General features: G+C 65.5%; 15 protein-coding genes. 5 read left to right on the top strand and 10 right to left on the bottom strand.

What is annotated here, in order from left to right; translation table 11 throughout:
- Positions 1 to 315: 315 nt before the first annotated feature.
- Entirely contained in the window at positions 316 to 564 is a 249-nt protein-coding gene (locus tag HRL41_RS07025) for a hypothetical protein (protein WP_172136127.1), read from the bottom strand.
- Between the two features lie 510 nt (positions 565 to 1,074).
- Here HRL41_RS07025 and HRL41_RS12440 point away from each other — a divergent pair.
- On the top strand, positions 1,075 to 2,790 hold the full coding sequence (locus HRL41_RS12440) for a helix-turn-helix transcriptional regulator (RefSeq protein WP_172136151.1): 1,716 nt from the start codon (positions 1,075 to 1,077) through the stop codon (positions 2,788 to 2,790).
- 274 nt (positions 2,791 to 3,064) lie between these two features.
- On the opposite strand, the gene HRL41_RS07015 is transcribed toward HRL41_RS12440, so the two are convergent.
- A complete protein-coding gene (locus tag HRL41_RS07015; RefSeq protein ID WP_172136150.1) occupies positions 3,065 to 3,979 on the bottom strand; it encodes a 3-phosphoglycerate dehydrogenase in 915 nt (304 codons plus the stop codon).
- A gap of 309 nt (positions 3,980 to 4,288) precedes the next feature.
- Complete coding sequence (locus tag HRL41_RS07010; protein WP_172136149.1) at positions 4,289 to 4,585, bottom strand: hypothetical protein; 297 nt, start codon at positions 4,583 to 4,585, stop codon at positions 4,289 to 4,291.
- Between the two features lie 228 nt (positions 4,586 to 4,813).
- Here HRL41_RS07010 and HRL41_RS07005 point away from each other — a divergent pair, with 228 nt between their 5' ends.
- Positions 4,814 to 6,169 carry a VanZ family protein gene (locus HRL41_RS07005; protein ID WP_172136148.1) on the top strand — a complete coding sequence of 452 codons (1,356 nt, stop codon included), beginning with the start codon at positions 4,814 to 4,816 and terminating at the stop codon, positions 6,167 to 6,169.
- 59 nt (positions 6,170 to 6,228) lie between these two features.
- On the opposite strand, the gene HRL41_RS07000 is transcribed toward HRL41_RS07005, so the two are convergent.
- From HRL41_RS07000 to HRL41_RS06970, 7 genes are all read right to left on the bottom strand, one after another.
- Positions 6,229 to 7,209 carry a YveK family protein gene (locus HRL41_RS07000; RefSeq protein ID WP_172136147.1) on the bottom strand — a complete coding sequence of 327 codons (981 nt, stop codon included), beginning with the start codon at positions 7,207 to 7,209 and terminating at the stop codon, positions 6,229 to 6,231.
- A gap of 175 nt (positions 7,210 to 7,384) precedes the next feature.
- Positions 7,385 to 8,002 (bottom strand): vancomycin high temperature exclusion protein, encoded by a 618-nt coding sequence (locus HRL41_RS06995; RefSeq protein WP_253904760.1) that lies wholly within the window; start codon positions 8,000 to 8,002, stop codon positions 7,385 to 7,387.
- A 316-nt stretch (positions 8,003 to 8,318) separates the two neighbouring features.
- Complete coding sequence (leuS, locus tag HRL41_RS06990) at positions 8,319 to 10,883, bottom strand: leucine--tRNA ligase (protein ID WP_172136145.1); 2,565 nt, start codon at positions 10,881 to 10,883, stop codon at positions 8,319 to 8,321.
- Positions 10,884 to 11,032: 149 nt separating this feature from the next.
- Complete coding sequence (locus HRL41_RS06985) at positions 11,033 to 13,462, bottom strand: UvrD-helicase domain-containing protein (RefSeq protein WP_371808814.1); 2,430 nt, start codon at positions 13,460 to 13,462, stop codon at positions 11,033 to 11,035.
- Between the two features lie 50 nt (positions 13,463 to 13,512).
- Positions 13,513 to 14,388 (bottom strand): ParB/RepB/Spo0J family partition protein, encoded by an 876-nt coding sequence (locus tag HRL41_RS06980; RefSeq protein ID WP_165173707.1) that lies wholly within the window; start codon positions 14,386 to 14,388, stop codon positions 13,513 to 13,515.
- A gap of 159 nt (positions 14,389 to 14,547) precedes the next feature.
- The gene (locus HRL41_RS06975; RefSeq protein WP_172136144.1) at positions 14,548 to 15,651 is read right to left on the bottom strand and encodes a Fic family protein; all 1,104 of its coding nucleotides are present in this window, start codon (positions 15,649 to 15,651) and stop codon (positions 14,548 to 14,550) included.
- Between the two features lie 211 nt (positions 15,652 to 15,862).
- Positions 15,863 to 16,825: a tyrosine-type recombinase/integrase gene (locus HRL41_RS06970; protein ID WP_216662565.1), complete on the bottom strand. Its 963-nt coding sequence runs from the start codon at positions 16,823 to 16,825 to the stop codon at positions 15,863 to 15,865.
- Between the two features lie 428 nt (positions 16,826 to 17,253).
- On the opposite strand from HRL41_RS06970, the gene HRL41_RS06965 reads away from it, so the two are divergent.
- The 3 genes from HRL41_RS06965 to HRL41_RS06955 are packed head-to-tail and all read left to right on the top strand — an operon-like array spanning position 17,254 to position 19,391.
- Positions 17,254 to 17,751, top strand: coding sequence for a sugar transferase (locus HRL41_RS06965; protein WP_172136143.1), 498 nt, complete (start codon positions 17,254 to 17,256; stop codon positions 17,749 to 17,751).
- Entirely contained in the window at positions 17,748 to 18,623 is an 876-nt protein-coding gene (locus tag HRL41_RS06960; RefSeq protein WP_172136142.1) for a sugar transferase, read from the top strand. The genes HRL41_RS06965 and HRL41_RS06960 overlap by 4 nt, the downstream gene beginning before the upstream one ends.
- Positions 18,624 to 19,391: a glycosyltransferase family 2 protein gene (locus HRL41_RS06955; RefSeq protein ID WP_172136141.1), complete on the top strand. Its 768-nt coding sequence runs from the start codon at positions 18,624 to 18,626 to the stop codon at positions 19,389 to 19,391.
- Positions 19,392 to 19,420: the final 29 nt, after the last annotated feature.

Genomic DNA, 19,420 nt, shown 5'->3' with positions numbered 1-19,420 from the left:
CCCGGGGGGGACCAGGTGTTGGAGCGGGTGACGACGGTGCCGTCCTCCATTACGGTCTGCCACTGTTTACCGTATGCCATACTTTCCTTCTTTCTTCCACGTTTCTAACATTACCGTAGAAAACTTTTCGCATGTCCCGTGGTAGAACACGCTATCTGCAAGCATGCCGCGCCGGAGGTGGTTCTCCGCCTCGGCCGCCGCCTCCCATCCCTAGTTAAGAGGCGCCGTGCTTGAAGCCAGGGTTGCCTGCCCTCGGCGCTCGCCTCGCTCTCTCCTTCGAGGCGGGCCGGCCGGGGCAGGCTGAGGTTCCCGATCCTACTGGCCGGGGGCCTTCGGGGCCGCGGGGGCGCCGGGGGCCTTCGGGGCGCCGGGGGCCGCAGGAGCGCCAGGAGCCGCGGGCGCGCCGGGCACGGCCTTCTCGCCGTTGAGGTAGGGGGTGAAGTCGCACTTGCAGAAGGGGCAGGACTTCAGGACGAGGCCGCCCATGGACTGGATGGGCTTGCCGCACTCGGGGCACTTGTTCGGGCCGCCGCCTGCAGATGCGTCTGCCGGTCTAAAACACATAAGGAACCCTCCTTGTCGATGTCGCCCGCGCAAGCCCGCACCCTTCTCGTGCAGAGCCACGCGAGCCTTCCGTCTATGTCCTGCGCAAGCCGCGAGGGCTCGCGCGAGTGACCATAGGTCCTTGCGTCAAGTGCCGCATGCGAGAACGATTGTCAGTTGAAGAACATGACATGCCGCTGCAGGCGCCTCGCAGGGACTCCGCTCGCAAAGCACTGACAATGGAAATATACGTAAGGTGGGCGGGACGAGGTTCGATCCATGGGGTCGTTTTTCATTTTCTCACCTCAACCCTCAGGGTTGATTTTCCTCAGCCCGATTCAGACAGCGCCTGGTCAGGGCCATGATGGCCCTTTCTGCCCGTCACCGCCAATTTGCTTGCTCATACGGCTCGCATTATGAGTTTTTTCGTGGAGATGAGGTATCATTATCAAACAATAGGGATGGTAAATTATTGGAGTAAGCTCTAACTTTGAAGCAAGCTGCTCGCATCGTACGACGGAGGGGTACTGAGTGTCTGGAAGCTTTCCGCACATTACGATAAGCATCGCGCACAGCGCCGACGGATCAGACTCAGCGGGTGACCTCAACTCGCTGTGCATAGGCTTCGGATTGTTCCAAGCGTGGCTCTACTTGGCCGTGTTCGGGCCGGACGCCATCTTCGCCGCGTCCGAGAGCTTCCCCGCGCTCCCCTACCTCACCCACGAGCTGGCCACCGTCGTGTTCGACGTGTTCTCGGTCGCCTTCACGATATCCCTGCTCCTGATCGCGTTCTCCAACCAGCTGCTCCTCAAGTTCTACGTGGGGAAGAACGCGCTCATCATGGCGACGGTGCTCGTCACGGGCGGCACCTACCTCATGTACCTCTCGTGCATGGCCGGCGAGGCCGGCACGGTCGTCGCGGGAATCGCGGGCGTGGCCATGGGCTCGGGCGCGAGCTCGATGATCGCGCTGTGGGGCACGGCGTTCTCGCGCTACGAGTTCACCACCATCATCCTCAACACGGCGGCGGCCATCGTGATCGGCGTCGCCGCGTACTTCGTGTTCATCCACTGGGTGCTGCCGCCCGTCGCCGGCGTCCTCACCGGCATCCTGCCCGTGTTCGCCGCGCTCTTGCTGTGGAAGCTCACGCCCATCCCCTACTACCGCCGCCAGGAGATGCCCATCTTCCACCCGCTGCCCGTCCGCCGCATGGCGTTCGTGACGCGCTTCGGCGTCCCCACGTTCATCTTCGGCTTCAGCATCGGCGTGCTGCGCTACATCTGCGTTGACATGATCCTGCCGATCAACGACATCACGTCGCAGCTCGTGGTGGGCGCGGCCGCCTGCGCGGGCGTGGGGATCATCATCGGGACGGTCGCGCTCGCGAAGAGCGAGTCGCACTGGGACATGATCTTCCGCTGTCTCGTCCCGGTCATCGCGGGCTCGATCATGTTCCTGCCGTACCTGGACTCCAACGTGACGCTGCCGGCCAACTTCCTCGTGATCTGCAGCTACATCTGCTTCGAATGCCTCATGTGGGTGTTCTTCGCCGACATCTCGCAGGAGTTCCGCCTCTCCCCCATCTTCGTGTTCGGGCTGGGGCGCGGCCTGCTCACGCTCACCTCGTTTCTCGGGACCATGGCGGCGCAGCTGCCCGCCATGGAGAACCTGGCGTTTCTGCTCGGCAAGGCGGACGGGGCGCTCTTCCTCATGTTCACGGTGATCCTCGCCTACGCGCTCTTGCCGCGCCAGCGCGAGATCCGCGCGATCATCGACCCCACCCGCGTGGTCATCGAGCCCGGCTACAGCGCGTTCCAGGCTGAGCTCGAGCATCCGGAGCCCGTCGCCCCCAACGAGAACGGCGAGGTGACGGCCGAGATGGAGGCCGAGGCCGACGCGCGGGCGCGCGCCAAGGGGCGCTTCCACGCACGCTGCGAGGAGATCGCCGACCGCTACCTGCTCTCGCGGCGCGAGACGGAGGTCATGTTCCTGCTCGCGAAGGGGCACAACGCGGCGTTCATCCAGGACAAGCTCTGCATCTCGAAGAGCACGGCGAAGACGCACATCAACCACATCTACCGCAAGCTCGACATCCACACGCAGCAGGAGCTGCTCAACATGGTGGAGGACCGCCCCGGCGAGGACGCCGCGGGCGAGGGCCGCGGGGACAGCGGAGGCGGCGCGAAGCCCAAGGGCGCCAAGGGCGCCAAGGGCGCGCGCGACATCTTCGAGCCGAAGAGGCGATAAGGGAAAAGGCGATCCCACCTGCCGCTGTTTCGCCTTTTTCACAGGTTGTTCGTAACGTCAGCGAGAAGGGCCCTGATGCCCGCAATTGCCCCGCCTTTGCACCAAGCGGCCTTCGTGCCGCGCCGTGTGCAAAACAGTAAACAGGCCAGTGGCCTGTTTAGGACATACTATGCGCCCGCGAGGGCGCGCCCTGAGCGGCTAAGCCGATCAGGGCGAGTACCAGGGTCCTTCGCAGCGTCGAGCGTTCCGTTCGTCCCGTCAGGGCGAACGGAACCTAATTCACGCAGTGCGTCTTCTTGCCGTTCTCCAGGTAGTCCATGATCTCGGTGACGGCCATCTTCGCGCAGTTGTCCTCCGCCTCGGCGGTCGACGCGCCGAGGTGGGGCAGCACGAGGGCGCGCTCCATCTTCACCACGGCGGGGTTCGCGAAGTCGGTGACGTAGCGCGCGACCTTGCCGGACTCGAGCGCCGCGGCCATGGCGGCGTCGTCCACGAGGACGTCGCGCGAGAAGTTCAGGAACACCGCGCCGTCCTTCATCTGCGCGATGGCGTCGGCGTCGATCATGCCCTTGGTGGAGTCCATGGCGGGCACGTGGATGGTGACGTAGTCGCTGGCCGCGAGCAGCTCGGCCAGCTCGGAGGTGAACGCCATGTCCGCGGAGATGGCGGCGGCGCGCTCGGCGTCGAGGAACGGGTCAAAGCCCACGACCTTCATGCCGAGAGCCTCGGCAGCGCCGACGACCAGCTTGCCGATGGCGCCGAGGCCGATGACGCCGAGGGTCTTGCCCGCGATCTCGCCGCCCGCAAACGCCTTCTTCGCCTTCTCGGCGGCCTTGCCCACGTTCTCGTCGTCCGCGTTCTGCTTGACCCACTCGATGCCGCCCACGATGTCGCGCGCGGCGATCAGCATGCCCGCGAGCACGAGCTCCTTCACGGCGTTGGCGTTGGCGCCCGGCGTGTTGAACACGGGGATGCCGGCCTTGGCCAGGGCCTCGAGCGGGATGTTGTTCACGCCCGCGCCCGCGCGCGCGACGGCCTTGAGGTTGGCCGGGATGGGCATCTCGTGCATGTTGGCGGAGCGCACGAGGATGGCGTCGGCCTCCTCGACGTTGTCGGTGATCTCGTAGTCGTCGGTGAGCAGGGCCAAGCCCTCGGACGAGATGTTGTTCAGGCAATGAATCTTGTACATTGATTCCCCTTAGACGAAGGTTTGCGTGCTGCGCAGCCAGCGGACGCGTGCTGCGCGCCCCGGATCGTTGCGTGAGGACGAGTTTACCACCAACGCCAGGCGCCTGCGCGCGGGCCTCCCAGACGGCTTCCAGGCGCGCCCCAGCGTCGGCGAGCAGGGGGCGAAGCGGGGACGGAAGCGGGCGGCGGAGGGCAGGGCGCGAAGCGACAGCGGGGACGGAGGGCAGGGCGGGATGGAGGGCAGGGCGGGATGGAGAGCAGGGCGGGAGCAGGCGACCCGAAGGCAGCGCGCGCCGCCGCATCTCGAGCTCTAGGACTGCACCCCGGCTGAGAGGGCCATGATGAGGACAACGGCCGCAATCACCACGACGGCGCACAGCGCGATGCCGCGCACGAGCAGCTTGCGGTCGACCGTCTCGTTCGCGAGCTGCGACATGCTGCGCACGGGCGCGGCTCCGGGCGCCGGGGCGCCTGAAGCAGCGCCAGGCGTCGAAGCGCCCTTCGCATCCGCCGCCGCGGACGTCTTCGCGCCCTTCCCCAGCCCGCCCGCAAGGCGGGCGCGCTTCTCGTCGTTCGTGAGGATCTGGTTGTCAGTTTCATTCGCCATGACAGAGCCTTTCGAGATCGTTCGGATAGCCAGTATACGCCAACAACCGCAAACGAAAAGCAGCCCGGCGCCAACGGCCGAGCTGCTTCCCTGTGTTTTAGACTATATTTACTATATGACATAATCTATTACTCGTCAATACCCTATTTTCGCTGTTTCGGCTCCATGCGCTAGAATAGGAGGCTCAAAAGCAACGAGAAGACAGACCCTTCGCGAAGGACTGCGCCCATGGACTCCTACATATCGGACATCAAGTTCGGGATGCTCACGTTTCCCCTGATAGCGTTCCTCCTGTCGCTTCCCTACGCCCTCTGGCAGTACCGGCGGTTCGGCTCCATCTCGGTTTGGAAGACCTTCGTGGTCTTCTCGTTCGCCTTCTACTGCCTGTGCGCCTGCTACCTGGTGGTGCTTCCGCTGCCGCCCGACCGCGGGTACGTCAACCCCAGCACGCAGTCACCGCAGCTCGACCCCTTCTACCTGATCCAAAGCATCCGCGCGTCAACCGACTTCAGCCTGCTCGACCGCACCACGTGGGCGGCCACGCTCAAGACCCCCTGCGTGTACGAGGCGATCTTCAACGTCATGCTCACCATGCCGCTGGGGGCGTTTCTGCTGTACCTGTTCCGCTGCCGTTGGTACCACGTGCTGCTCATCGGGTTCGCGACCACCTTGCTCTTCGAAACGTCCCAGCTCACGGGCTTGTTCGGCATCTACGAGCACCCGTACCGCCTCTTCGACGTGGACGACCTCGTCCTGAACACCGCCGGCGCCATGCTGGGATTCTGGCTCGCGATCCCCTTCTGCTGGGCGCTGCCCGGCATGGACGAGGTGGACGACCAGTCCCGCGAGCGGGGGCTCGCGCGCGTGAGCGCGGCGCGGCGCCTTGCCGGGTTCACCGTCGACGTGCTGGTCACCGCCGCGCTCTTCCTGCTCGCCTGGCTCGTGCTGCAGCCGAGCGAGCTCCAGGTGGCGAAGGCCCTCGCCGTCGACCCGTCGCGCGCCGCGGCGAAGGGCTTCCTCGCCCAGATGCTCCTCGGCATGAAGGCCGACCCCGTGGGTGCGCTGCTCGTCCTGTCGGCGGCGGCGTGCGTCACCTTCGGCGTCATCCCCGCCGTCACGCGCGGTCGCACGCTCGGGCACGCCCTCGTGGGACTGCGCATCGTCCGCCCCGACGGCTCGAAAGCGCCCTGGTACGCGCCCTTCGCCCGCTACGGGACGCTCGGGCTGTTCGCGTCCGCGCCCCTCTGGTTCGTCGCGCTCGTGCCGAGCGAGATCGAGGGCGTCGGCAGCGCGACGCTCGTGGAGATGATCGCGATGGTGTACGGGCTGTGGGTCGTGAGCCTCGTGGTGCGCGCCGTCGGCTCGCTCTTCGGCCTCAGGCTCACCATGCTCAACGAGGTGGTGTCGGGCACGCGCCTCCTCCCCAGCAAGGCAGCCTCCCCGGACCTGCGCCAAGGACCCGGGCAGCCCCCGCGCCAGACGTACCCGGCGTCAAGCCCGACAGCCCCCTACCAGCCCCTGCGCCAAGGCCCTTCCCGCAACCTCCAGCAGACGGAGCCCTTCCGTAGCCCCCATCGGCCATAAAAAATCGGGCCGCCTGACGGCAGCCCGATTGCGTCAATGCCTTGAGGCTTGCGCGGAAGCTAGCGACCCGCACCTGCGTGGCGCCCAGCTCCCCCCTTACGTCCGGCTTTGCGCTCGGCCTTCGCCTTGCGACCGCCCTTGCCCTCGGAGATGAGCGCCAAGCCCGCAGGCTCAACGCCGGCAAGCTTGAGCTCGCGTACCGTGCTAGCCAGATCAGGCGCACTGTCAAGCCACTCGCGCACGACCACGATCGTCGCATCGGAATTGCGCGCCGCATAGGCCGCGTCCACGCCAGCCGACAGAGGGTTCGTCGGTCTGAAGCGCGGCCTGACTGCGGACTGCTGAGGAGCCGTAGCCGCGGCCATGGCAAGCTCCTCGCACACGCGCTCAGCATCGACAGCTGAGCCGACGGGGACGATGCACACCACACGCGCGTCAGTACCCGCCGCGAAGCTCACGTTGGCGAGCAGACGCCTGCCGCCATCAGGGGACCCCGCATAGCCGAGCGCAGGAGCGCCCGACACCTCCTCTGCTTCCTCAGCGGAATGCACCGGGGCACGGAACATGTCAATGACCACGATCAAGCAGATGGCGATGAACAGACCTGCCAAGATCGCAACTGCCACGTACTTGGGCAGGCTGGGGGAGATGTCGGATGCGGAGCTTGCCTTCGCCACCTGCACCGCAACCTTATCGTATAGCGACGCAGACTTGGCCTTCGTCTTCTCCGCCGTGTCGTTCACGGCATTCACGCATGCCGAGCCATCGCCGCCCTCAGCGGTGATGGCCACCGTCTTCGCAGTGGTGTTCGCCTTAGCCGTCACCTCAAGACCCGTCTGTCCCGAGACCTCGCTCGCAACGCCTTCGGCTACGCCACCGATCCCGCCAGGCTCAGCCGACACGGAAACGGTCGCCGTCGCCGAGTAAGTCTTCGGCATGACGAGCAGAACGCCCGCACACGCAATCGCGCATACAACTGGAAGGACCACCATAAGCTTCCAGTGCCTCTTCATGAGCTTCAAAAGGTCAAGAAGTGTCATATTAGCTTTCTCCTCCAATATGTTTGAGTATCCAAGCTATTGTATCGCAAGAACGAAGGTGCCGAATGCGTCATTGGTGTTATTTGATCAAGCGTTCGTTGCTGCGCCCGCAGCGGACCAGAGGCAGCGGGTCGGAGGCAACGAGCTTGCCCCCTGCCACTCCCCGCCGCTCTCCCTAGCGGGTGATGGGCTGGTCGGGGTCGGCGGGGGGAAGCTTCAGGAGGGTCTGGACGAAGTCCTTCGTGCGCGCGCCCACCTCGCGCAGGCTGTAGTTGAGCTGGTTGTCATAGGCGCCCTTGTCGGCAGGCGCGCCCTGCGCGTCCATGCCGAGGCCCTGCGCGATGGCGAGCGCGCGGTAGAGGTGGTAGGCCTGCGTGACCACCACCGCGCTCTGCGCGCCGTAGGTGAAGTGCGCGCGGTACATCGAGGCGTAGGTGTCGCAGCCCGCGTGGTCCACGTAGACATCGTCGGCGGGAACGCCCAGCTTGACGCAGTAGTCCTTCATGGCGTCGGACTCGTTGTAGCGGGAGTCGCGGTTGTCGCCGCTCACGATGACCACGTCGGCGGCACCCGCCTCGTAGAGGTCGCACGCCACCTCGAGGCGGTCGGCCAGGATGTCAGACGGCGTCCCGTCGGCGAACACCGACGCGCCGAGCACCACCACCGCGTCGGCATGCGCGCCTGCGAGCTGCGACACGGTGTGCACGTCATCGCGCGTGCTGGCCACGGTGTACACGTTCGCCACCACGACCAGCGCCGCCAGCGCCACGACGCACGCAGCCGCCAGCTTCAACGCGCCAGACGCCACGCGCCCGAGAAGGCCGCGCTCCTTCCGCTGTTTCCCCCGAGCGCTCATCGCGCGCCCGCGTCCCGCACGAGGGAACGTCGCGCGCTCGCATCGCACGCGCCAGCCGCCACACGCGTTGCGCCCGCGTCCCGCGCGCCAGCCGCCACGCGCCCGACGTGCCAAGCGCCTGCCCTACCTGCGAGTATGTGCTGATCGAAAGCCATGCGTGCGATCATAGCAAAGCGCCGCCGCGCCAGCGCGGCGCGGCGGCGGAGTTCCAAAGCGTATTCACACACCGAAGGGCGGAGCGGAAAGGCCCAGGCTACTTCGCGACGATGTTCACGAGGCGGCCGGGGACGTAGACGACCTTCTTGAGGTCCTTGCCCTCGAGCGCCCGCGAGACGGCCTCTTGCGCGGCGGCCTTCACCGCGTCCTCGGCGGCGTCGGCGGCCACGGTGATCTTGGCCTTCACCTTGCCGTTCACCTGCACGGCAAGCTCCACCTCGTCGGCCTTGGCCTGCTCGGGGTCGAACTCGGGCCACGCCTGGGAGTGCACGGAGCTCTCCGCGTGCCCGAGCGCCGTCTGCCACAGCTCCTCGGCCCAGTGCGGCGCGATGGGCGCCATGAGCTTCACGAGCACGTCGGCCACCTCGCGGCTGAAGGAGCCCGCCTTCGCGCACCCCAGCCGGCGCTCGGGCGAGGCCGCGCGCAGGAACGCGGAGGCGGCGTTCACGAGCTCCATGATCGCCGAGATGGCGGTGTTGAAGTTGTTGCGCTCGAAGTCCTCGATGACCTTGCCCACCACGCGGTGGCGCTCGCGGCGCAGCTCGTCCATGGCCGCGTGCGTGGCATCCTTGTCAGCCTCGGTGCCGCCGAACAGGGTGTCCTCGCCCGCCTCGCCCACGAGGTCGCACACGGTGCGCCAGGCGCGGTTCAGGAACTTGCACATGCCCGCGAGGCCGTCCTCGTTCCACAGCTTCTCCTTGTCGGGCGGGCCCATGAACAGCACCGTGGCGCGCACGGCGTCGGCGCCGTAGCTGGCGATCATCTCCTCGGGCGACACCACGTTGCCCTTGGACTTGCTCATGACCTCGCCGTTCGCGTCGAGCACCATGCCCTGGCACAGCAGGTTCGTGAAGGGCTCGTCGAAGGAGAGCATCCCCATGTCGCGCAGCACCTTCGTGAAGAAGCGGCTGTAGAGCAGATGGAGGATGGCGTGCTCGATGCCGCCGATGTACTGGTCGACCGGCATCCACGCGTTGGTCTTGGCCGGGTCGAACGGCTCCTTCTCGTTGTGCGGGTCGGTGTAGCGCATGTAGTACCAGCTCGAGCACGTGAACGTGTCCATCGTGTCCGTCTCGCGGCACGCGTCGCCGCCGCAGACGGGGCAGGTGCAGGCCGCGAAGCCCTCGTGCGTGGCGAGCGTCTCGCCCGCGGCCAGGTCGATGTCCTCGGGCAGGCGCACCGGCAGGTCCTCTTCGGGAACGGGCACCACGCCGCAGCTGGGGCAGTGGATGGCCGGGATGGGGTTGCCCCAGTAGCGCTGGCGCGAGATGAGCCAGTCGCGCAGGCGGAACTCCACCTTGCGACGGCCCGCGCCGCGGCGCTCGAGCTCGGCGACCACGGCCTCCTCGGCCGGCGAGTGCTTGCCGCCCACCAGGCCCGTGTAGGGGCCGGACTGCACGAGGATGCCCTCGGCCGCGTAGGCGCACTCCCAGTCGACCGTGGTGACCGCGCGGTTCTGCTCGTCTTTGAGCTGGGGATACAGCGGGTCGTCCTCACCCAGGATGATGGGGATGATGGGCAGGTCGTACTTGCGGGCGAACTCGAAGTCGCGCTGGTCGCCGCAGGGGACGGCCATGACCGCGCCGGTGCCGTAGTCGGCCACCACGTAGTCGGCCACCCACACGGGCACCTTCTCGCCGTTCACGGGGTTCACCACGTAGCGGCCTGTGAACACCCCGTGCTTCTCGCGGTCGCCCTGGGCGCGCTCCACGGCGCTCACCTTCGCCGCAGCCTCCACGAGCTCCATGACGGGCTGCTCGTGCTCCGTGCCGACCACCAGGTCATGCAGGCCCTTGTACTCGGGCGCGAGCACGAAGAAGCTGCAGCCGAACAGCGTGTCGGCGCGCGTGGTGAACACGGTGATGGTCTCGTCGGTGGGGTTGCCGCCCGCGTCGCACAGCGTGAAGTCGACCTCGGCGCCCTCCGAGCGGCCGATCCAGTTCGCCTGCTGCTGCTTCACGCGCTCCGGCCAGCCGTCGAGCTGGTCGAGGTCGTCGAGCAGCTCCTGGGCGTAGTCGGTGATCTTGAAGTACCACTGGGTGAGGTCGCGCTTCTCCACCTCGGAGTCGCAGCGCCAGCAGCGGCCCTCGGTGACCTGCTCGTTCGCGAGCACCGTGGCGCAGCTCGGGCACCAGTTCACCGGCGAGTTGCGGCGCTCCACCAGCCCGCGCTTCCAGAACTGCAGGAAGATCCACTGGCCCCAGCGGTAGTACTCGGGGTCGCACGCCACCACGGTGCGGTCCCAGTCGTAGGAGAAGCCCATGCGCTTGAACGACGCCTTCTGCGTCTCGATGTTGGCGTACGTCCACTTCGCGGGGTGGCTCTTGTGCTTGATGGCGGCGTTCTCGGCCGGCAGGCCGAACGCGTCCCAGCCCATGGGGTGCAGCACGTCGAAGCCGCGCATCTTGGAGTAGCGCGCGATGACGTCGCCGTAGGTGTAGTTGCTCACGTGCCCCATGTGGATGTCGCCCGAGGGGTACGGGAACATCTCGAGGACGTACTTCTTGGGCTTGCTCGCGTCCTCCTGGACGGCGTTGAGCCCCGCCGCCTCCCAGGCAGCCTGAAGCCGCGGCTCAATCTCATGCGGGTTGTAAAGTTTCATAAACGACACTCGATTCCTCTGACGTTCTTGGCGTTGGAGACAAAGTGGGAACAGTCTACCACGGAACGGCCCCGCCGACAGCACCCCGCTGTTCAAGGGCGCTTTTTCGCAGGGCGCGAGGAAGGAGGCGAAGGGACGGCGCGCGCGAGCTACGCGCGCAGGCGCGGCAGCAGGCTCGTGAGGCCGCCCTTCGACAGCAGCGTGATGCGGCGCGTGGCGCGCGAGACGGTGGTGTAGAGGCGGTTCCGCGCAAGGCGGCCGCCGCCTGCGGGGAAGGCTCGCTCGCTTGCGTCGGGGATGATGACGTGGTCGAACTCGAGGCCCTTCGCCAGCTGCAGCGGGATGAGAATGACGCCGCTCGCGGGAAGGGCGTCGCCCTTGCCGACGAGGGTGACGGAGGCAGCGGGGGCGGGACCGTCCGCCTGCGGGGCCTCACTCGCGGGGTCATCGGCAGCACCTTCCGCCTGCGGGGCCTCATTCGCAGCTCCCCCGGCGGTCGCTCCGAGCAGCTTCGCCAGCTTCTTCGCCTCGCCCTTGTGCGGCGCGATTATGGCTGCGAGGCCGCCGTGCTCTCGCACGTCAGCGCCCGCCTGCGCGACCGCCCGCGCGAGCGCCTCCTCCCATGCGGCCTCGTCCGCGCACGTGACGACCTCGGGCGCCGCGTCCTCGCGCTGCACCGAGGCCACGCGCACGCGGTCGCCCTCGGGGAGCAGCCCTGCGAACAGCGCGGTGATCTCAGGCGTCGAGCGGTAGCTCGTCATGAGCTGGCAGGTGGCCACGCCGGCCGACACGTTGCCGCAGCCTGCGACCGTCCCCGCTACCGAACCGCTACCCGCGCGCGCCGCCGCCTGCGCGAACACCTTCCGCACCTCGTCGAACGTCGCCGTCCCCTCCGCGATCGCCTGGTTCTCGTCGCCGAGGAGCAGGAAGTGCGCGCGGCGGAAGTAGCGCGCGAGCACCCGGAGCTGGGCCACCGTGTAGTCCTGCACCTCGTCGACCATCACGTACTTCGCCTGCGCGTTCCCCAGGCCCGTGAGCGCGATCTTGAGGTAGAGCCAGGTCGCGGGCGCGAGGTCGGTCGTCCCCAGCAGGCGCATGCCGATGCGGTCGACGCGCAGCCACTCGTCGTTCTCCACGGCCGCGAGCACGCCCGCGTGGCGCTCGCGCAAAAAGCGCAGCGCGAAGGACGCGGCCTCGCGCTCGTCCTGCGGGTCGACCACCTCGCCGAACAGGCGCAGCTGTTCGTCAAGCGGCAGGGCCGCGACCTCGTCCTGCGCTTCCTCGCGCGCCGCCATCTGCGCCAGCCTGCCCTCCACGCGCCGCACCAGCTCCTCGCGCACGAGCGTCACCTGGTGCGGGCCGGCGGTCGCCTTCGAGAACTTGTCGAACACCTGGCGGATCTGCGCCGCCGTGAGGAACCGCACGCCGCCGTCCCTCACGTCGCGGAAGTCGTCGGGCTCGAACGCGAAGCCCTCCAGCGCCGCGTCGATGCGGTCGAACAGCTCGGGCGGCACGGGCGTCCTCGCGGTGCCGCGGTCGGGCGGCAGGAGCGAGGCGGCGAACTCGTCCCACGTGAGGATCTCGGGGTTGCGCTCCCCCAGGTCGGGCAGCACGTTCTCGATGTAGCGGCGGAACAGCGCGTTCGGCGTGACGAGGAACACCTCGCGCGCGTCGAGCGTCTCGCGGTTCTGGTAGAACAGATACGCGATGCGCTGCATGAGCACGCTGGTCTTGCCGCTGCCGGCGATGCCGCCCACCAGCAGCGCGGGAACGTCGGCGTGGCGCACCACCTGGTTCTGCTCGCGCTGGATGGTGGCCGTGATGGCCTTCATCTGCGCGCTGCGCTGCTGCGAGAGCGACGCGAGGAGCAGCGCGTCCTGAATGGCCACCGTGGTGTCGAAGTAGGCGTTCAGGCGGCTGCCCGCGATGTCGAACTGGCGGCGCAGCTTGAGGTCCACGTTGATGGTGCGCCCGTTGGCCACGTAGGACGTGGGCCCGTTGTCCTGATTGTAGTACACCTCAGCCACGGGCGAGCGCCAGTCGACCACCATGCGCCGGCAGTTGTCGTCCGAGATCCCGGCCGCGCCCAGGTAGAACGCACGCGGCGCGGCGCCCGGCTTGTACTGCAGCTCGACCTTCGCGAAGTACGGCTGGCGCAGCAGCAGGCGGATGCTCGAGAGACGCTCGGCGTCGAGGTTCTGCGAGACGTTGTACGCGTCGATCACGCGGTTCATGGCCGCGAAGTCGGCGTAGGTCTCCATGGCGTCGGCGTAGGTGGCGAAGTTGGGCGCGAGCTCCTCGGACATGGAGAGCTTGTCGGCCGCCGCCTGCTCCCCCGTGCGCTCCATCTTGGCCACCAGCTCACGCGCCATGCGTACCAGCGCGTCATAGGTGGACGTGAGGTGCGCCTGCTCGGCGGCGAACACGGGATCGGAGGCGCCGGGGGCGCCATCGAAGTCGGGGTCGGGGGCGCCAGAAGCGGGCTCGGCCAGCTCAGCGCTGCCGGAGCCGGGCGCGCCCGCGCGCTCCCGTTCGCAATCCCCCGTCACCCCAATACCTCCGCGCACTTCTTCTGCCACGTTGCCTCCCACGCCTTCGCCCAGCAAGTGGTGAGATTCTACCAGAAGCCCTACGCGTCGCGCGCCTCGAGGATGTCGCTGATCTTGTCGCGCACGGACGCAAGGCGCTCGAGGTCGACGTAGGTGGGCTGGCCGCGGCGGCGCATCGTGTCGCGCAGCTTGAACAGGGTCGCCTCCACGCGCGCGACGTCGCGGTCGAGCTCGCCCATGAGGTCGGCCACCGTGGCGCTGAACTCCTCGAACACCACCGCCGCCTCGCGCTTGTCGCGCGGCTTCTTCTCCTTGAGCACGCGCGCGAACTCACGCTGGTAGCCCGGCTCCTGCTTGACGAGCTCGAGCGCCGTCATGGAGCCGAGCTCGCCGCGCTCATAGGGCTCGTAGAGCTCGGGGACGAGCTTCTTGGCGATGCGCGTCTGGCGCTTGTAGGTGCTCGCGGTCATGCCGAGCATGCCGGCGATGATGTCGTCGGTGGGCACGGCGTGCCATTCGGGATGGTCGGCGCGCAGCTCGGCCACCTCGGCCTTGAGCTGCTCGGACTGGCGGATGCGCTCGTCTTTGGAGACGGGGCGGAAGATGTTGGCCGAGTGCAGGATCAGAAGCGCCTCGGCGTCTGAGAGGCCCCGGGCCACGCGCGCGTCGACCATGCGGAAGGAGTCGTCCTCGTCGGCGAGCTTGCGCAGCGCGCGGGTGCGACGGTGGCCCGAGAGGATCTGCAGCCCGCCGTCCTCGACCTCGCGCACGTAGAGCGGCTGGATGAGCCCGACCGCCTTGATGTTCTCGGCGAGCGACTCGATGGCCTCGGGGTCCATGGAATAGGAGTTGGAGGGGTGCGCCCTCAGCTGGGTGACGTCGACCTTGCGCTCCTCGACCGTGAAGCCCGACCCCGGCGCGAACCGCGTCGAGTTCGTGTCATTGCGCTTGCTCACCGCCACAAGCATCCTCCCCTTCATCTTGGACGCCAGTCCCAAGGGCCCGCTTCGGCCCCAGACCGCAAAATACAGCTTCCGGGCCCCAAGACCGTTCTAGGCTCCAAGCCTCAAGCCTCAGTCCCGCAGCTCACCCCGAAAGCCAACTTACCGGGCGCATTATACACCGCGAGCGAGGTGAGCAAGGCCCCCGACCTCCTCCTTCACGACATCGCTCCTCACATAGCGCGTGCTCCTGCCAGATCCGAGTCTGACCAGCACGCCCTCATCAACCAGCCTCTTAAGCGCGGACTCCACCGAGGAGCTCCCCAAGGTTGGGCATGCCTCCAACGCATCGCGCTTCGAGAACGTGCCTATTACGCCCTGCGCATAGCGCAGCACAACATCGTAGGAGGTGCTCCTCGCGCCTACGGCCTCGACCACAGAGACCCTCTCCTCCAAGTCCCGATAGCACGAGAGGACCACGCCCAGCATATACTCTATGAACGGCTTCGGGTCGTTTTCGCCCTCATGCCAGCCCGCATCCGCCGCCGCCAAAGCGTCGTAGTATGCCTCCTTGGTGTTCGCTATGGCCTTCTCGATGCTGACATAGCGCCCAACCGTATAGCCCGCTCGATACAGGAGCAGCAACGTGAGAAGCCTGCTCATCCTACCATTGCCGTCTTCAAAGGGATGGATGCAGAGAAAGTCCAGCACGAAGCACGGAATCAAGATGAGCGGATCCACTACCCCCTCGCGCAATGCGAGATCGTACGCATCGCAAAGGCCCTCCATGGCATCCGGCACCTCATGAGGCGCAAGCGGAACAAACAGGGCGGCACGCTCTCCGCCGCCAAGCACGACGTCGATCTCGTTGGGGGCAGACTTGAATCTTCCACCGAACGAGAAGCCGGTGAAGCGAAGCAGGTCACGGTGGAGCTGCAGTATGTAGCTAGGCCGCACGGGGATGTACTCATAGCTTTCATGCACCAGGTCCAGAACGTTGCGATATCCGAGGATCTCCCGCTCATCGCGGTTCCGCGGAGTGGTCTTGTCTGCAACCAGCTGGCGCAGGCGCGGCGCGGTGGTTCGAATGCCCTCGATGCCGTTGGATCCTTCCGTGCTCTGGATCCTTGCGATCTCGATGAGCCTGCCGAGTGCGACGGGCTTCTGCCGAAGAAGCAGCTCCTGTCTGCCCCGATACTCATGAATCTGAGCCACGTAGGAGATGATCTCGTTGCTCCAAGTGCGCGTTTTCAGGCTATCGTAGCTGAATTCCCTCATGCCTTTTCTCCCAAGCTCGTCATTTATATCCCAATTCTATATGCTTTTGGGAGAAATGTTTATGGCTCGCTTGCGACTTCGGAAGATTTGCCATCAGCCCCGGCGCATGACGCGACGCCCGCCTCCGCTGCCGCGGCGCTGAGGCGACCTGGCGCGGGAAGCGTCGCAGGCTCGCGCCGCGGACTCGTAGCTCGCGCCGCGGATCGCGCGCTCACCACGTGACCACCTCCTCCACCACCGCGCGTTGCTCGGAGGCGGTGCGGCGCAGGTAGATGCGCGTCGTCTCGATGGACGAGTGTCCCATGAGGTCGGCCAGGAGGGCGATGTCCTCCCGCGCGTCGAGGAAGCTGCGCGCGAACAGGTGTCGAAACGAGTGCGGGTACACCACCGAAGGGTCGATGCCGTAGCGCTCCGCGAGCACCTTGAGCTGGCCCGACAGGCCGCGCGCGGTGATGCGCTCTCCCCGCGCGTTGAGAAAGACGCAGCCCTCCACACGGCCCTCCTCCGCGAGCCACCGCCCCAGCTCGGCGCAGAGCGAGGACGGGATGAACACCCGCCTGGCCTTGCCGCCCTTGGACACCACGTCGAGGTGGCCGGCGCGCACGTCCCGGGCGGTCAGCTCCAGCAGCTCGCTCACCCGAAGGCCGGTCGAGGCCAAGACCCTCACCGCAAAGTAGTACGTCATGTGACCGTGCTCGAGCAGCATGCGCCCGAGCCGCTGGCACTCCCCCGCGCTGATCACGCCCTCGAGGTAGCTGCGCCGCTGGACCTGCACGCAGCCGACCCTGCACTCGGGCATGCCCTCGTACGCGAGGAAGCGATTCAGGGCGTTCACCCGCAGGTTGACCGTAGCCGGCTTGCACCTGCCGACAAGCTCGTCGCGATAGCGGCTCGCGCCCTCGCGGCTGGGGCTGCCGAACTCCCTCAGGTAGTCCGACGCCACCCTGACGTAAAGGCGCACCGTGCCCGGCGCCAAGCCCTGATCCCGGAGGAAGCGCTCGTAGCTGCCCATGTTGATGGGGGCGCTGTTTGCTTGGGCGGCGGATGCGCCGTCCATCTCCAGCACGCTGTCTGCTTCCTTGACAGGTGTCCCACCCTCTCCTTCTGCAAGCGCCCTGCCCTCTTTCGACGCGCCGCCTTCCTCCTCGGCGGACGCCCTGCCTTTCTCTGACATGCCACCTCTTCTGGCGGAGCTCGCCTTCCCCGCTCGTTTCTCGATATCTGCCTTCATTGAGAACACCTCGCTGTTGATCTCGTTGCATGACTTCTTCGATACGATGCAATCCTAGAAGCCTCGAAGCGAATCTGCAGCATGCAAGAAGAGAAGGCGCCGGAATAGACGAGACGGTCAGTCAGGCAAGCGAGCGCCGGCTGGGCAGTCAGGCAGCTGGGCAGCCGGCGAGCTTCGCGAACTTCCGAAAAGGCCGATTTCAGGAAGTCGGGGGCCGATGGCGCGGGTGGCGCGGCCTGCGAGTGCGTTTCTGTCCCTGATTCGGGACATCGAGTCATCTCGGGCGCGCCTCGCGCCTCGCGTCCGGATGATCTGCTAGGTCAATTGACCCAGCAGATCCGACATGCCCGGCAGGGCGCGGGGGCCCGCGCATGAGCTACGCCCTGCAAGTCGATGAGGCCTGCGTCACGCCCGAGGAGCGCAGGGCCGCGGCTGCGGCCGACGCGGCCGGCAGGCACGAGCCGGGCCTGCGCGAGGGGGGCATCCCCGCCGACGTGCTGGGGAGGCTCCTGCCGGGCGATGACGTGGTCGTGCTCGAGGAGCCGCATGTCGCGGGCGGCCTGGGGTACCGCGCCGTGAAGCGCGCGTTCGACGTGTGCGCGTGCGGGCTGGCGCTCGTCGTCCTCGCGCTCCCCATGGCGGCGGTGGCGCTCAGGATAAAGTCGGAGTCCCCGGGTCCCGCGATCTACGCGCAGGAGCGCGTCGAACAAGTCATAATTAGGCACAACTTCGGAAGTTGCTTGCTGAACACCCTGAAAGCCCAGCTAGACAACGGATACAAGCTGGTTCCGAGAAAATCCAAATGCGCATTTGGTAGAAAGGGACGCGGGTCTGTTTTGCCCGCCGCGTCAGCTGCGGCGCTTGCATGACGGTCGTTGACGAAAGGAACTCCGCCTCGGCCAGGCGGCCTGCGATCGTCAGCTTCGAGATCGCATCCCCGGCTTTTGCCGACAGGTTCGATGACCAAGCTGATTTAGCTATTGAGGGTGGTGCGGTTGTCTGCTCCGACACTGCAGAGCGGCGGCATGCGGGAGACGTCCTGCCCCACGCCAACTACAACGACGAAGTTGACCCCGCCGTTGCAGAAACGGTCGCCAAGCTCGTCGACACCACGCGCGTGGTCGAGCTCGAGAAGATCGACCCGGACGAGCTGCCCAAGCGCTACCTGTACCGCTTCGCGAAGCGCGTCTTCGATATAGCGAGCTGCTCCTGCGCGCTCGTCGTGTGCGCGATTCCCATGGCCGTCATCGCCTACAAGATCAAGAAGGACTCTCCCGGTCCCGTCTTCTACAAACAGGAGCGTCTGGGTCTGGGCGGCAGGCCCATCACCATCGTCAAGTTCCGCAGCATGTACGTCGACGCCGAGGAGCGCGGCGCGCAGTGGGCCGAAGGAGACGACCCTCGCGTCACTCCCATAGGAAAGAAGATCAGGGCAAACCGGCTTGACGAGCTGCCCCAGTTCTGGTCGGTCGTGAAGGGGGACCTCTCGCTCATAGGCCCTCGTCCCGAGCGTGCGGTGTTCTACGGGGAGTTCGAGAAGTACATCCACGGCTTCTCCCAGCGCATGATGGTTAAGCCCGGCATCACGGGTCTGGCCCAGGTAAATGGCGGCTACGACCTTTTACCTGAAGAGAAGATCGTTTTCGATTTGAAATACATTAAAGATTGCAGCTTTGCTCTGGATTGGGAACTTATCTGCAAAACAATCCGAGTTTTGTTTACTCACGAAGGAGCACGGTAGTTGTTAGTAGACGCTTCAAGCAACGATCTTGTTTCAGTGATAATGCCCTCATTTAACTGTGAGCGTTACATTCGCGCTGCTATCGATTCTGTTCTCGCCCAGACATACGGAAACCTTGAGTTGCTAATTTGCGATGATTGCTCTACGGATGGATCTGTGGCGGCGATTAAGGAGTTATGTCTCAAGGATTCAAGAATACGACTCTTTCAAAATGTTGATAACTTGGGTGTTGCGGCCTCGAGAAATCTTTGCATACAAAATTCAAGAGGTAGATATATTGCCTTTATTGATAGTGATGATTACTGGATGCCTAACAAACTGGAAACGCAAATAGAATTCATGCGTTTACGGGGGGCGGTTTTTTCGTGCACTGCGTACGAAAAGCGAAATGAAGATTTTTCCAAACTTATTTCTGTGGCTATGCCATATAAAGTAGCAGGTTACAACCAAATTCTTTTTAGCGGCAATCCAATAGGAAATAGTACGGTTATTTATGATTGCAATTCCATTGGGAAGTACTATGCGCCAGATATAAAAAAGCGTAATGATTTTGCTTTGTGGTTGCGCATAAGCCGAGATGGCCACAAAGCATATGGGATGCCAGAGGTACTGGCTCGCTATAGGATGAGGCGGAATTCTTTGTCCGCAGATAAAAGAAAGCTATTAGCTTATCAGTGGAGGCTATATCACGATGTTGAATCGATAGGGTTTTTGAAGAGTACCTTGGCGATTCTTTCTTGGGCAATCATCAAGACTTTTAAAAGGTGATGATTGTAAATTGGATATGTATGGAGAGA

Source organism: Adlercreutzia sp. ZJ473 (assembly GCF_013185065.1).
Taxonomy (GTDB): Bacteria; Actinomycetota; Coriobacteriia; order Coriobacteriales; family Eggerthellaceae; genus CAAEEV01.
This window is presented reverse-complemented; position numbering and strand designations above follow the sequence as displayed.

What these genes read in the sequence shown, in the direction of transcription:
- HRL41_RS07025 (WP_172136127.1), bottom strand. Translation starts at nt 564, where the DNA reads ATGTGTTTTAGACCGGCAGACGCATCTGCAGGCGGCGGCCCGAACAAG.
- HRL41_RS07015 (WP_172136150.1), bottom strand. Translation starts at nt 3,979, where the DNA reads ATGTACAAGATTCATTGCCTGAACAACATCTCGTCCGAGGGCTTGGCC.
- HRL41_RS07010 (WP_172136149.1), bottom strand. Translation starts at nt 4,585, where the DNA reads ATGGCGAATGAAACTGACAACCAGATCCTCACGAACGACGAGAAGCGC.
- HRL41_RS07005 (WP_172136148.1), top strand. Translation starts at nt 4,814, where the DNA reads ATGGACTCCTACATATCGGACATCAAGTTCGGGATGCTCACGTTTCCC.
- HRL41_RS07000 (WP_172136147.1), bottom strand. Translation starts at nt 7,209, where the DNA reads ATGACACTTCTTGACCTTTTGAAGCTCATGAAGAGGCACTGGAAGCTT.
- leuS (WP_172136145.1), bottom strand. Translation starts at nt 10,883, where the DNA reads ATGAAACTTTACAACCCGCATGAGATTGAGCCGCGGCTTCAGGCTGCC.
- HRL41_RS06975 (WP_172136144.1), bottom strand. Translation starts at nt 15,651, where the DNA reads ATGAGGGAATTCAGCTACGATAGCCTGAAAACGCGCACTTGGAGCAAC.
- HRL41_RS06970 (WP_216662565.1), bottom strand. Translation starts at nt 16,825, where the DNA reads ATGTCAGAGAAAGGCAGGGCGTCCGCCGAGGAGGAAGGCGGCGCGTCG.
- HRL41_RS06965 (WP_172136143.1), top strand. Translation starts at nt 17,254, where the DNA reads ATGAGCTACGCCCTGCAAGTCGATGAGGCCTGCGTCACGCCCGAGGAG.
- HRL41_RS06960 (WP_172136142.1), top strand. Translation starts at nt 17,748, where the DNA reads ATGACGGTCGTTGACGAAAGGAACTCCGCCTCGGCCAGGCGGCCTGCG.